Annotated in this window: 13 protein-coding genes and 1 tRNA gene; 6 read left to right on the top strand and 8 right to left on the bottom strand. The window is 63.5% G+C overall.

The window, feature by feature from the left end; translation table 11 throughout:
• Window positions 1–86: 86 nt before the first annotated feature.
• Window positions 87–314, top strand: coding sequence for a DUF1127 domain-containing protein (locus tag JC607_RS13475; RefSeq protein WP_198837444.1), 228 nt, complete (start codon window positions 87–89; stop codon window positions 312–314).
• A 246-nt stretch (window positions 315–560) separates the two neighbouring features.
• Here JC607_RS13475 and JC607_RS13470 read toward each other — a convergent pair whose 3' ends face one another.
• Both JC607_RS13470 and JC607_RS13465 read right to left on the bottom strand, forming a co-directional pair.
• The gene (locus JC607_RS13470) at window positions 561–3,014 is read right to left on the bottom strand and encodes a Hint domain-containing protein (protein ID WP_198837443.1); all 2,454 of its coding nucleotides are present in this window, start codon (window positions 3,012–3,014) and stop codon (window positions 561–563) included.
• An 892-nt stretch (window positions 3,015–3,906) separates the two neighbouring features.
• A complete protein-coding gene (locus JC607_RS13465; RefSeq protein WP_198837442.1) occupies window positions 3,907–4,347 on the bottom strand; it encodes an Lrp/AsnC family transcriptional regulator in 441 nt (146 codons plus the stop codon).
• Window positions 4,348–4,442: 95 nt separating this feature from the next.
• On the opposite strand from JC607_RS13465, the gene JC607_RS13460 reads away from it, so the two are divergent.
• Entirely contained in the window at window positions 4,443–5,771 is a 1,329-nt protein-coding gene (locus tag JC607_RS13460) for a D-amino acid dehydrogenase (protein WP_370584807.1), read from the top strand.
• Between the two features lie 568 nt (window positions 5,772–6,339).
• Here JC607_RS13460 and JC607_RS13455 read toward each other — a convergent pair.
• The 4 genes from JC607_RS13455 to JC607_RS13440 all read right to left on the bottom strand — a co-directional run bounded on the left by JC607_RS13455 (window position 6,340) and on the right by JC607_RS13440 (window position 9,761).
• A complete protein-coding gene (locus JC607_RS13455; protein WP_198837440.1) occupies window positions 6,340–6,561 on the bottom strand; it encodes a hypothetical protein in 222 nt (73 codons plus the stop codon).
• On the bottom strand, window positions 6,558–6,749 hold the full coding sequence (locus tag JC607_RS13450; RefSeq protein ID WP_198837439.1) for a hypothetical protein: 192 nt from the start codon (window positions 6,747–6,749) through the stop codon (window positions 6,558–6,560). Before JC607_RS13450 ends, JC607_RS13455 begins: the two co-directional genes overlap by 4 nt.
• A complete protein-coding gene (locus JC607_RS13445) occupies window positions 6,746–7,324 on the bottom strand; it encodes a peptidoglycan recognition family protein (RefSeq protein ID WP_198837438.1) in 579 nt (192 codons plus the stop codon). The genes JC607_RS13450 and JC607_RS13445 overlap by 4 nt, the downstream gene beginning before the upstream one ends.
• A gap of 97 nt (window positions 7,325–7,421) precedes the next feature.
• Window positions 7,422–9,761, bottom strand: a complete 2,340-nt coding sequence (locus JC607_RS13440) for a Tex family protein (RefSeq protein WP_198837437.1) — start codon at window positions 9,759–9,761, stop codon at window positions 7,422–7,424.
• 177 nt (window positions 9,762–9,938) lie between these two features.
• Here JC607_RS13440 and JC607_RS13435 point away from each other — a divergent pair.
• Window positions 9,939–10,015, top strand: a tRNA-His gene (locus JC607_RS13435).
• Window positions 10,016–10,117: 102 nt separating this feature from the next.
• Window positions 10,118–10,342, top strand: a complete 225-nt coding sequence (locus JC607_RS13430) for a DUF6324 family protein (RefSeq protein WP_198837436.1) — start codon at window positions 10,118–10,120, stop codon at window positions 10,340–10,342.
• Between the two features lie 148 nt (window positions 10,343–10,490).
• On the opposite strand, the gene bmt is transcribed toward JC607_RS13430, so the two are convergent.
• Window positions 10,491–11,522, bottom strand: a complete 1,032-nt coding sequence (gene bmt / locus JC607_RS13425; RefSeq protein ID WP_198837435.1) for a betaine--homocysteine S-methyltransferase — start codon at window positions 11,520–11,522, stop codon at window positions 10,491–10,493.
• Window positions 11,523–11,719: 197 nt separating this feature from the next.
• Window positions 11,720–12,034, bottom strand: a complete 315-nt coding sequence (locus JC607_RS13420) for a DUF1476 domain-containing protein (RefSeq protein WP_198837501.1) — start codon at window positions 12,032–12,034, stop codon at window positions 11,720–11,722.
• A gap of 272 nt (window positions 12,035–12,306) precedes the next feature.
• Here JC607_RS13420 and JC607_RS13415 point away from each other — a divergent pair, with 272 nt between their 5' ends.
• Window positions 12,307–13,083 carry a phosphoribosylaminoimidazolesuccinocarboxamide synthase gene (locus JC607_RS13415; RefSeq protein WP_198837434.1) on the top strand — a complete coding sequence of 259 codons (777 nt, stop codon included), beginning with the start codon at window positions 12,307–12,309 and terminating at the stop codon, window positions 13,081–13,083.
• A 67-nt stretch (window positions 13,084–13,150) separates the two neighbouring features.
• Entirely contained in the window at window positions 13,151–13,390 is a 240-nt protein-coding gene (gene purS, locus JC607_RS13410; protein ID WP_198837433.1) for a phosphoribosylformylglycinamidine synthase subunit PurS, read from the top strand.
• Window positions 13,391–13,456 lie beyond the last annotated feature (66 nt).

The following is a 13,456-nucleotide window of genomic DNA, read 5'->3' as shown; positions in this document are numbered from 1 at the left end:
ATGTAGCTCTGGTGATTGATATTTGGCTATTGTATTTCTTTTTGTAGCATATCAGCCAGATTGTACCAATACAAGGCATAACAGAAATGACCTGGCAATCCGCCCCCTCCCGCCCTGCGCCTTTGTCGCGGCTTGACCGGTTGCCGCCGGTATCGCGCCTGCTGGTCACAATTGGCCGAGGTCTGGCGCGGTGGCAGAGCCGAAAGCGCACACGCCTGTCGCTGGCCCGGCTGGATGATCACCTGCTGCGCGATATCGGCATGGCCCCGGTGACACGCGACAGCGAAGTCGCAAAGCCGTTCTGGCGCGCGTGATCGCGGGCGCAAAAGCGCCGCGAAATCGCCTCCCTCCCCTAATTGAACCCCTGAGACTGGGGCCGGATTTCCGGCCCCTCTTTTTCATTGCGGCTTCCGGATCGGCGGCCCCTGTCTGAAGCCCCCGCCCCCGAAAATCTGCTGCGCAAAAGAAAAAGGGCCCCGCAAGCGGAGCCCTTTTCCTCTCGTCCAGCGGATTGATCCGCCGGAGTCGCTGCATAAACCGTGGTGCCGGGCCTTCAGGGCTCAGCGGGCGAGCAGTTTCGCCTCATGCTTTTTCAAGGTGCGGCGGGCAGCATGGTAATTGCCGAGGCCTTCTTCGGTCTTCAGATCCGGGAAGAGTTCGAAGATCTCGTTGCGTTGCGCATTGCCCATGCCTTTCAGCGTGTAATCGCCGGGCTGGAAGCTTTCGGTCCAGGCACCGTTCGACAGCACGACCTCGTGGCGGTCACACATGAAGTGAATATAGCTGACACCGATCGACTCGATCTGATGGATGCCGTTCGCGCCCACAAGATGCTTGGCCGAGACCAGCACTTCATGCTCGTCGAAGTAAAGCTGGGTGCGGTCATTGGCGACGAGCAGACGGTGGTTCGGCGAGACCAGCATGTCACGCTCGGGCAGGCCATTGCCGAGGCTGTGCGCTTTGACCAGAACCGGCTGCAGATGGCTCTCGACGCGCAGCTGCTGCCCGGTCAGGGCCTTTTCACCGATCCAGCGGATTTCCTGGATGCCATTGTCGCGGGTGATCACCCGGTCACCGGCGCGCAACTCCTCGACCGGCACCTCACCACGCGGCGTCGCGATCAGCGTGCCGGGGGTAAAGCAGGGGATGACATTCTCGATATTGCGGAAGTCGAGATGGCCGACCTCATTGCCGTCACGGTCCAGGAAATGGACGCGGCCATTTTCCGGATTCTCCGGGTCATAATCGATGCGCAGCGGCCCGGCACCCGAAAGGTCGAGCGTGTCGTAATCGTCGCCCTCTTCGCCGCCGTCAATATAGCTGCCGGTCCCGGCGCCCTGGTTCTCGACAATGATCGTGTCGCGATCTGCGCCACCGAAAACCGTGTCGCCGCCGCCGCTCAGGGTGATTGTGTCATTTCCGGCGCCGCCGAAGATGACATTATGCCCCTCGCCGCCGAACAGCTGATCCGCGCCGGCACCGCCAAACAGAGTGTCGTCACCTGCCCCGCCATAAAGCGTGTCGTCGCCGGTGCCGCCGAACAGGATATCGTCGCCCTCGCCGCCATAGAGCAGGTCATTGCCCGATCCGCCGTAAAGCTGATCATCGCCGGTGCCACCGTAAACGGTGTCATTGCCTGCCCCCGCGAGCACGGTGTCATTGCCCGCGCCGGCATAGATACGGTCATCATCCGGGCCATCGCCCGGGATGATCGCGTCACCGGCATCGACCTCATCCCCATCGGCATCGATATAGCCAGGTCCGATCAGATCATCGCCATCGGTCCCGGTGATGATGCCATCGCGGCCGGTGCCGGGATTGACGGTGACGAAGATCGTCGCGGTATCGGTGCCGCCATTGCCGTCCGAGATGTCATAGCCGATCTCGGCGGTGCCGGTGAAGCCCGGGTTCGGCGTAAAGCGGATGCCACCATCGGGCAGCAGCTCGACCGTGCCATTGGGCGAGGTCGGCGTCCCAACCAGTGACAGGGTGTCGCCATCGACATCGGTGTCATTGGTCAGCGGATAGATCACGACCGGGGTGCTGCCGGTGGTCGAGGCAAAGTCGTCATTCGCCACCGGATCGTCATTCACCGGATGCACCGTCACCGTCACCGTGGTCGAGGCGGTCATCCCGTCCGGATCGGTGATCATATAGGTGATGGTGTCTTCGCCGTTGAAATCGGGGTTCGGACGATAGGTCAGCACGCCATTGTCGCCGATCTCAACGGTGCCATTGCCGGCACTCGCGCTGGTCACGGTCAGGGCGCCGCCCTCGGGATCGCTGTCATTGGCGAGGACGTCGATATCCACCACGCCATCCTCATCCACCTCGGCGATGTCGGGATTTGCAACCGGCGGCTCACCGACCGGATGGTTGTCAACGCTGTCCGAGACCCAGAAATGGCCGACCGTGCCTTCGAAATGGCTGGTGACATCGGGGTTCAGCGGGTCGGTGGTGGTTTCCTGGCCGCCGCCGAGGATCCAGGGCTGGCCGTAATCGGCCATCACCAGGGTCACATCAGGCGAAGTCGGCTGCGAGCTGACGCCGCCGGTGGTGGTATTGGTGACATTGAGCTGGCCGCCGGCACCGCCCTGATCCCAGGAGAAGGTCAGGTCGATGGTGTCGCCGGACGTAAAGAACCCAGGGCCGGTGGTGTAAACAGTGTCGCCCGAACCGCTTTCGCTGGTCACGATCACCGCGCCATCCGGGGTAACCTCGATGCGGAAGCTGCCCTCGTAATCGCCGGCGGTGTCGCGCGACACAACAGTCTGATTGTCGCTCAGCGGGCTGGCGGTCGGGGTAAAGCTGATGCCGACGGTGCCGCTCGAAAGCTGGAAATCCATGTGAGGATCGAATTTCACATAGCCGGTCTGGCCGTCCAGATTGAGGTTGCCGCCGCTGACGGTCGCCCCGCCGGTCAGGCCACCATTCTGCTCGCCATGCGAAGGGGCTTCGTCACGGATGAGGTGCGTCGTCGGTTCTTCAAAGGTGTAAAGCGCGATAACAGGCATCTCAGATCCTCGTACATCCCGACAACGAAATCCGTCGCCGCAAATCCCATCCAGAAACGACCCGAAATGGTCGTCGTAAACTCCTGCAACGGGCACAATCGCACGGAAATACCGAGCGAACCCGTCGAATGGAGGTGGATGGGATGAGGGGATGCCGGCCTGCAAAAGACCTTACCCGCAAAAGCGGGATTCCGGATTACCGGTATCGGCAGCACTCTCGTCACCACTCTGGTGCCTTGCGGCACACCACCAACATACGACCGCCCCCACGGCCCATACGTCTTGCAGCTGACAATCAATATCTAGCTTTGCTTTGCCCCGGAGTGAAGCGGAAAAGGGGCAGATTGCGGCAAAAAGGTGTTCATCCGCAGGCCAGAACCAGTCCCACAAGGCGAGCCGGCGGCCATTTTCGACAGGACAATTGTTTCCATACCGGCGACAGATCCGGTCAGAGTTTCAGAAAATTTCAGTAGAATTCGCCAAGAACTTTCGAAATCTCTGCGCAGAAGCGCCTGAATCCGGTCAGATGCCCTGGATTTGTTGCCTGAAACGGAACAGCCCGCAACAACTCCGGCGTGAATTAACCTTGTCCCGAAAAGCAAAAGAGATTGTGTTCCTCTTGTGATGTCGCGTTGCCAAAGGCTGATCAGTAAGCTGGTTTCGAAGTATTAACGCTCTCCTGAGCAACATTGACCCCGGGGAAATCTGCGAATCATCTGCACCGGTGCAGGGTTTTTGCCGGGGATCCGCCGCAAATTCGCCGCAATCCGGCCCCTCCCCGCCGCAGAGGTGCAAACCCGCGCTGAGCCAGGCGGGGCGCATGGACTGACACAGCTCTCCTGATACATCTCCATACGCGTCCATACGCGTCCATACGCGCGCGAGCGCGCTGTCAGATGACGCTGCGAATGGCGAAGCTGGAATTGATCCGGGTGACGCCCGGCAGGCGCGAGAGGATCTCTTTATGGATCCGCTCATAATCGCCGGGGTTTTCGGCCTCGAGATGGAGAAGGTAGTCTTCTTCGCCGGTCATCAGCCAGCATTGCCGGATCTCGGGATGTTTGCGGACCTCGGCCTCAAAGGCGTTCAGGATCTCTTCGGTCTGGCGCGAGAGGCTGATCCGCACGATCACCACATGGCGGCTTTCCGAGGCAGGGCCCGCTACCAGCGCCGTATAGCCGCGGATGGTGCCGTTTTCTTCCAGCAGACGCACCCGGCGCAGGCAGGCCGAGGGCGAGAGCCCAACCTCTGCCGCCAGCGCGACATTGGACATGCGGGCATCGCGGCGGAGCGCTCGAATCAAGGTGCGGTCAATCCGGTCGATCTCTGACATAAAATTGCGCCTGCCGCCCGATTGTTTCACTGATAGCCAAATAATCGCAGAATATTGCGTCAATCAACAGGACATTCGATCAATGATCAACGAGCATCGGGAAAAATCGGCATCATGGCCAGGCCCCCCAGGATCGCGCGCAGGATCGGGGCCGGCAGCAGGGGAAGATCAGAATGAAAGTCATCGTTCTTGGGGGCGGGGTCGTGGGCATCACCTCGGCCTGGTATCTGGCCAAGGCCGGCCATGAGGTCACGGTGATCGACCGCGAGGACGGACCGGCGCTGGAGACCTCTTTCGCCAATGCGGGCGAGGTGTCGTTTGGCTATTGCAGCCCCTGGGCCGCGCCGGGGATCCCCCTGAAAGCGATCAAATGGGTGATGATGGAACATGCCCCTCTGATCCTGAAGCTGAAGATCGACACGGCGATGATCGGCTGGCTGTTCAAACTGCTCGGGAACTGCACCGCCTCGCGCTATGCGATCAACAAAAGCCGGATGCTCAGGATCGCGGATTATTCGCGCGAGAGCTTTGCCCAGATCCGCCAGGAGACCGGGATTCAATATGATCACGGCATGAAGGGCACGCTGCAGCTGTTCCGCACCGAGGCGCAGCTGGAGGCCTCGGCCAAGGATGTGAAGGCGCTGAAGGCGGATGGCATCCCCTGCGAGCTGCTCGACCCGGAGGGCTGTATCGCGGTGGAGCCCGGCCTCGCCCATGTGAAAGACCGGATCGTGGGCGGCTTGCGCACGCCGCTTGACGAGACCGGGGATTGCTTCAAATTCACCACTGCTCTGGCGGCTTTGTCGGCGGAAAAGGGCGTGACCTTCCGCTGGGGCGAGACGATTGAGCATATCGTGACTGAGGGCGGGCGGGCGACGGGCGTGAAGACCGATAAGGGTCTGGTGAAAGCGGATGCGGTGGTGGTGTGCCTCGGGTCTTACTCGCCACAGATCCTGAAGCCGATGGGGATCAGACTTCCGGTCTATCCGGTGAAGGGCTATTCGCTGACCATCCCGATTGCGGATCCGGCGCGGGCCCCGGAATCGACCATCATGGACGAGACCTATAAAATCGCGATCACCCGGCTGGGCGACCGGATCCGGGTCGGCGGTATGGCCGAGATTTCCGGCTATAATGACCGGCTGGATGCGAAGCGGCGCCGGACGCTTGAGCATTCCGTGATGGACCTCTTCCCGGGGGGCGATCCGAAACAGGCCTCGTTCTGGACCGGGCTGCGCCCGATGACGCCGGATGGCACGCCGGTGATCGGGGGAACAAAGGTTCAGGGGCTGTTCCTCAATACCGGCCATGGGACGCTGGGCTGGACGATGAGCTGCGGCTCGGGTCGGGTGCTGGCGGATCTGGTTTCGGGGCGCGCGCCGGAGATCGACGCGAAGGATCTCGCGATCAGCCGTTACGCCTGAGGCCAGTGTCGCCTGAGGCCAGTGTCACCGGAGGGCGTGATCTTCGGGGCGTTTTTGCCTGCAGCCAGGGAAATGGGCCGGGCGCCCCTGCGGGGCGCTTTGCCTCCGGCGGGAGTATTTTTGCCAGGGGGAAATGGAGAAGATCGGGCGCAGCCGAATGGAAGCGGTGGTGATCTGGCTGAGGATCTGGTCCCCTGGTGCAGGGCCTGTGCTGCGCTGCTGCCGGTTGTGGACCTGTGGCCTGCGGCAAAGTGTGGCGGCGCCGCCGGAACGGGCGGGAATTGGGCGGGGATGCGCAGCGAAGGGGGAATGCGCCGCCTTTACTGATCGGGATGCGGCCCCCGACCGTTCAGGGGCCCGGGCGAAGACAGTCAGGTCCGGGCAAGGTTACCGGGGCGTGACTGCGGTTTCTCAGGACTTTCACGCTTCGCGGTCGTCTCAGTGCCCGCTGGCGGCATCGATCAGCGCGATGAGGCGCTGTCCGCGCAGCACTGCCGCATTGCCGGCCTCAGTCGCCAGCGCCTTTGCGTGATCCTGGCGGGCAATTCTGCTGCCGTCGCAAAGCGGGTCAGTGCCCGGCTTCGCCCCGCGCATGCAACCAGCGACGGGCAGCATCCGGATCATTGCCCAGAGATGCGGCCGCATCCATTTGCCTGCATGTCTGCGCAGAATGCGCCTCGCTTTCCGCCTGAACGACCTTGCGCGCTGCCACGCGCGCACGCCACCAGCCGATCAGCGCCATCACAGGCACCAGAACCAGCGCGAAAGCCGCCACCGGCCACCCCGTCATCTTTGCCAGCCAAAGCGGACCGCCAGCGCATAGCCGGCTTCGGCCAGCCCGCCGAGTGTTGTTCCGATCATCAGCGCCAGATCCGGGTCCAGCGCCATCTCGCGCCCAAGGCCCGGATCGATCACACCGTAAGCCACCAGCGCCCCCGAGACATAACGCGCGAGAATACGGGCCAGAACAGCCATCATGCGAAGCTCCTGTTTTGACGTGAGAAAATCCGTGCGATCAGCGCGACAATGCCGGCGATGACGCCGCCGCGCGCGCGGGTCTCTTGCGCAGGCAGCGGGGCGGCGATCAGCGCGCGCAGCCGGTGGCCGGTCTCGACCGCGGGCCCGGGTGCGGCCATGCCCGGCAGCCAGGTCACATCCCATTTGCCGCGCTGCGCGATGCCAAGCGTCGGTTGTACCTCGGCATGGGTCAGCACCGTACGCGGTGTGAGCGGGATGGCGTAGCGCGCGCAGAGCTCGCGGCACAGCCCCGCCAGCGCCCGCAATTGCGCCTCGGTGACCGGGACGCTGCCGGGGCGGAACGGCTGCTCCACCGCGCCCGCCATCGCCGCCAGCGCGACGCCGATGCTGCCGGTGTTGCAATTGAGCGTATGGGCCGCGTAAGCCCCTTTCACCAGGCGTCCGGCATTGGCCGCGACCGGGAATCGCCCAGGATGAACCTTACCGGTGCCGTCGATCACATAGTGATAATGGTGCAGGTCAAGCCCGGTCGGCTGATGCGGGCCGCCGGTCCAGTGGATGATGATGCGCTGCAAGTGACCCCTCCGCGAAAGCTGCGGGGTCAGAGTGATCGGTCAATCTCTTAATAAGGGTTCCGCCGGGGATCGCCCCCGGCGGCAGGCGCGCAACGGATCAGCGTCCGAATTTGCCCTTGAGCGCATCGGCAAAGGCATTGCCGCCGCCCGAGTTTTGCGGCGCCGAGGACATTGACCGGTTGCCCTTTTGCGGGCTGCGGTCGCGGGCCTGATCCCGGCTCTGATCCCGGCCCGGGCCGCGTTCCTCACGCGCCGATTTCGCCGAGGCGCCGCCGTCTTTCTTCATCGTCAGAGCGATCCGCTTGCGGGCCACATCAACCTCGACCACGGTGACCCTGACCACATCCCCGGCCTTCACCACCTCATGCGGGTCCGAGACGAATTTGTCGGCCAGCTGGCTGACATGCACGAGCCCGTCCTGATGCACGCCAATATCGACAAAGGCGCCAAAGGCCGCGACATTGGTCACCGTGCCTTCCAGCACCATGCCGGGCTTAAGATCTTTGATCTCCTCAACCCCATCGGCAAAGGTCGCGGTTTTGAATTCGGGGCGCGGGTCGCGGCCCGGTTTTTCTAGCTCCGAGAGAATATCGCGCACCGTGGGCAGGCCGAATTTCTCATCGACAAACTGACCGGGGTTGAGCTGTTTCAGCGCCACACCATCGCCCATCAGGCTGCGGATGTCGCGCCCGCAGGCGGCGACGATTTTACGGGCGACATCATAGGCTTCCGGGTGGACGGAGGAGGCATCCAGCGGCTCTTTCCCATCCGGGATGCGCAGGAACCCCGCCGCCTGTTCAAAGGCCTTTGGCCCGAGCCGCGCGACTTTCAACAGCTCGCGCCGGCTTGCGAACGGCCCATTGGCATCGCGATGCGCCACGATGCTTTCGGCCAGCCCCTGCCCCACGCCCGACACCCGCGCGAGCAGCGGCGCTGAAGCCGTGTTGAGATCAACCCCCACCGCGTTCACCGCGTCTTCGACCACCGCGTCGAGGCTTTTCGCCAGCCGGTGCTGATCGACATCATGCTGATACTGGCCCACGCCGATCGATTTCGGCTCGATCTTCACCAGCTCCGCCAGCGGATCCTGCAGGCGCCGCGCGATGGAAACCGCACCACGCAAGGACACATCCAGCCCCGGGAATTCCCGCGCCGCCAGTTCCGAGGCCGAATAGACCGAGGCGCCCGCCTCGGAGACCACAACCTTCACCGGTTTATGCGCGCCCGCGGGCAGCAGGGCGAGCAGATCGGCGACCATCTTTTCCGTCTCGCGGCTCGCCGTGCCATTGCCGATGGCGATCAGCTTGACGCCGTGATTGCCGATCAGCTTCGCAATCGCCACCTGGGCGCCGCGCAGATCGTTCTTCGGCTGGAAAGGATAAACCGTCTCGGTTGCCAAAAGCTTACCTGTCGCATCGACCACGGCAACCTTGACCCCGGTGCGGATGCCGGGATCCAGCCCCATCGTGGCCTTGCCGCCCGCCGGTGCTGCCAGCAGCAGATCCTTGAGATTGCGGGCAAAAACCCGGATCGCCTCGGCCTCGGCTGCCTCGCGCAATTCCGCCATCAGATCCAGCGTCAGCGAGGTTTTCAGCTTGATCCGCCAGGCCCAGGCGCCCGCCTCGCGCAGATATTTGTCGCCCGCGCCCGGGCCAGAGGCCAGCAGCACCGCCGCACAGGCGCGCTCGGACGGGGATTCGCCGCGGGCTGCCTCGGGGTCGATTTCCAGATCAATCGTCAGCACATCTTCATTGCGGCCGCGCAGCATGGCGAGAACCCGGTGCGAGGGCGCGTCGCGGAAAGATTCGTTATGGTCGAAATAATCGGAAAACTTCGCCCCGGCAGTTTCTTTACCCGCCTGAACCTTCGCGCTGAGCCGGCCTTCGCGGCGCATATGGTCGCGCAGACGACCAAGCAGCCCGGCATCCTCGGACAGCCGTTCCGCGATGATGTCACGCGCGCCCTCCAGCGCCGTTTTCGCATCCGCGAAGCCTTCCGAGAGGAAACCCGCCGCCAGCGCCGCAGGATCGGCCCGGCGATCGGCGAGAATCGCATCGACCAGCCCCTGCAGGCCCGCCTCGCGCGCGATCATCGCTTTGGTGCGGCGCTTCGGTTTATAGGGAAGGTAAATATCTTCGAGCTCGGCCTTGGTCACCGCCCCGGCAATTGCACGGGCAAGATCGTCGGTCAGCTTGCCCTGATTCGTGATTTCACCAAGGATTGAGCCGCGCCGCGCCTCGAGCTCACGCAGATAGGTCAGCCGCTCTTCGAGCTTCCTCAGTTGCGTATCGTCCAGCCCGCCGGTCACTTCCTTGCGGTAGCGCGCGACGAACGGCACCGTGGCCCCGCCATCCAGCAGCTCGACCGCCGCCACAACCTGCCGGGTCTGGGCCCCGATCTCGGCGGCGATGATTTCCGGAATACGGGCGACAGACATGCGAATCCTCCGAGACGAAACCGATAAGACAGGAGGGGCGAAAATAGCGGAGGTCCGGCGCAGGGCAAGCCCGGAAGAGGTCTGCCCTGCCCCGCAGGAGCTGATTTGGCCCGGGTGAAAATTCCTGCCGCTCTGCCCTTGCAATATCCTCAGCCGGGCGCTAATCAACCGCCAAGTGCCGACATAGCTCAGTTGGTTAGAGCACCAGATTGTGGATCTGGGGGTCCCCCGTTCGAGCCGGGGTGTCGGTACCATTCCTCCATTTTATGCGCCCAGGGGCGATACTGCTTGCAGGTGACACCCTGCGGGGTGGAAACTCACGGGCAGAAAAGTCTCATCCGGGAGCCTGAGCCGCCATGGGCATCAACAAACAAAGCGACATCGCCGCCAATATCCAGATCGGGCCGACCGATGCCGGTATGGTGCGGATCTATATCGAGGCCGAAGGCGGGATCGAACTGCCGCTGGATTTCGACCCCGAGGAAGCGGACGAGATCGCTGAAGAGCTGCGCGCTGCGGCCGAGGCCGCGCGGCTGATGACGGAAGAAGGCAGCAAGAGCGGCAAACCCAGGCGCCGCTGACCCTGCCGCAAGACCGGCGCCAGAGGCGCCGCAAATTCCTTTCAGAAAGGAATTTGGCCGTTTTCTGGAAAGAAAACGGCCGCCAGTTTCCTGGCGGCGCGTTGATGTCCTGATCCGGCGTTACGGGTGCAGGCGTTACAGGCTGCTGTCAGCCGCGCCGGCCGCGACGTTCCCGTTTGGCCGGGCCTTCGCCATCAGTGCCATCGGACACGGAGGAGAACCCGCCCAGCTTTGCCGCCACATCTTCAAGGCTCGGCGCCGGGCCGCGCGGCGTGTCTTCCAGCGCGCGCCGCATCGCTTTCAGATGCCCGGGCATGGTGCCGCAGCAACCGCCGATGATCTTCACCCCGGCATCGCGGGCCATCACCGCATAGACGCCCATCAGCTCGGGCGTGCCATCGTAATGGATATGGCCGTCGTGATATTTCGGGATCCCGGCATTGCCCTTGGCCACCACCGGCCGCGTCGTACCGGTCGCGATAAAGCCCATCACCGTGCGCATCAGATCCGACGCCCCGACCCCGCAATTCGCGCCAAACGCCAGCGGCGCCTCGGGGAGTTTTTCGACCAGCTCTGCCATCGCCGCAGAGGTCACCCCCATCATGGTGCGGCCTGCCGTGTCAAAGCTCATGGTCCCGACCCAGGGCATGCCCGCAAGTTTCGCAGCCTCGGCCGCCGCGCGGTATTCTTCGGGCGCCGAGATGGTCTCGACCCAGAGCACATCGGCGCCGCCGGCCTTCAGCCCTTCGGCCTGCTCATGGAACATCTCGACCGCGAGCGCATGGGTCAGGGTGCCCATCGGCTCGAAAATATCGCCGGTCGGCCCGACCGAGCCTGCCACCACCACCTTGCGCCCCGAGGCATCGGCGATCTCGCGCCCCAAAGCCGCACCGACCCGGTTCAGCTCATGAACCCGGCCCTGGGCATTGTGCAGTTTCAGCCGCGAGGCATTGCCGCCAAAGGTGTTCGTCAGGAAGATATCCGACCCCGCCTCGACCGCATTGCGGTAGAGCGTGCGGATATTATCGGGGCGGTCGACATTCCACAGTTCCGGCGGTTCGCCCGATTCCAACCCCATATTGAAGAGATTGGTGCCGGTCGCCCCATCGGCCATCAGCCAGTCCCGCTCGGCCAGCAGCCGGCTCAGCAGGTCATTCTTCTTCGGGGCATCATTGGTCATCGGGCACCCTTTCTTAACAGATTGCGTCGCCTCACGGGCGGCAGTGCTGATCCTGTTCCTGACATGGTGCCGCAGGCCGCACAATCGCTTTCCCGACACCCTCGCCACGCAAAACGCCGCGTCGGGCACTGATCTCCCGCGCGGCGCTCTTTTTTACGGCTCTGCGCTGCCGCAGGGCCTCCTGAGAAAATCAGTCCTCAGACTTCGTTCAGGAGTTGCGCCTTGGCCAGCGGCAGAAGCTCGGTCAGTTTGGCGCGGATCTGATCGGCGCTCACCCGGTCCCCCAGATCGGCGGCGAGCTTGCGCACCACATCCTCAATGCCCGGCTCGTCGAAATCAGCCGCCACGACCTCCAGCGCATAGGCATTGGCCTCGTCGCCGGATTTGCCGAGAAGCTCTGCCGCCCAGAGGCCGGCCAGCTTGTTGCGCCGCGCCTCGGCCCGGAACTGCATCTCGCTGTCATGCGCGAATTTGGCCTCGAATGCGTTTTCGCGGTCGTCAAAAGTGCTCATGTAATCTCTCAGCTCCCTGTCCGGGTCATGGTTCACGGTCTCAGCTTCCATATGACCATCCCCCCCGGCACCTGCAAGAAGAAAGCCTGCGGCAGTTTTGCCCGGAGGCGAGCCGCTTGCCCCCGCGCGCGGACCCCGGCCCTCTGCCCCCCTTCATGTCCTGATCCGCGTGCCCCTACGCGCTTGCCCCCGCCTGGGGGGTCAGATATAGGCCGGGAAACCTCCGGGGTGGCTGAGCCGCCCCTTTCGTCATTGTCTGTACAAAGGTCACCATGGCACGTCGCAAGAAGGTCTATGAGGGCAAGGCCAAGATCCTGTTCGAAGGACCGGAACCGGGTACGCTGATCCAGTATTTCAAGGATGACGAAAACGGCCCCGAAGCCGGCAGCGGCGCCAATGTCGCGCCGATTTCTGCGGCCTCGGAAGGCAAGGGTGTGCTGAACAACCGGCTGTCGGAATTCTTCATGGCCGGGCTGAACAATATCGGGGTGCCGACCCATTTCATCCGCCGCCTGAACATGCGCGAGCAGCTGGTCAGGATGGCCGAGATCATTCCGCTGGAAATTCTCGTGCGGAATTTCGCCACCGGCGGCATTTCAGACCGGCTGGGGATCCCCGAAGGCATGGGCCTGCCGCGCCCGATCGTGGAATATTACTTCAAGGATGAGAAGCTCGGGACGCCGCTGGTGACCGAAGAGCATATCATCGCCTTTGGCTGGGGCAATCAGCAGGATCTCGACGATATGGTCGAGCTGGCGCTCAGGGTGAATGACTTCCTTTCGGGCGTCATGCTGGGCGTTGGTGTGCGGCTGATGGATTTCCGGATCGAGATCGGCCGGGTCTGGGACGGCGATTATATGCGGCTGATCCTGGCCGATGAGATCAGCCCGGATTCGATGACGCTGTGGGATCTGCGCCAGCCCGAACGCGCCGACGGGTCGGTGCCCGAGCCGGGGCCGCTGTCCGATGTCTATGCGGAACTGGCGCGGCGGATCGGGGTCCTGCCCTCGAATGTCACCCATGTCTCGAAACCCTCGCTGATCAACTGATCCGATTGCCCCTGTCGCGCCACGCGGATATGAGGGGCGCGACAAATACCAGAGCCCGGAGGCCCCGATGAAAGCCCGTGTCACCGTCATGCTGAAAAACGGCGTTCTCGATCCGCAGGGCGAGGCGATCCGCCACGCGCTTGGCGCGCTTGGCTTTGCCGGTGTGGACGGCGTGCGTCAGGGCAAGGTGATCGAGCTGGATCTGGCGGCGACGGACAGGACCGCAGCCGAGGCCGATGTGAAGGCGATGTGCGAGAAGCTGCTCGCGAATACGGTGATCGAGGGCTACAGGGTCGAGATCCTCTGAGGGTCATGGCCTCTGGCGGACCGGGTATGGGGGCTCTGCCCCCGCCTGCGCCATGCGCAGCCTCCC

Source organism: Paracoccus sp. IB05 (assembly GCF_016405985.1).
Lineage (GTDB): Bacteria > Pseudomonadota > Alphaproteobacteria > Rhodobacterales > Rhodobacteraceae > Pseudogemmobacter.
This window is presented reverse-complemented; position numbering and strand designations above follow the sequence as displayed.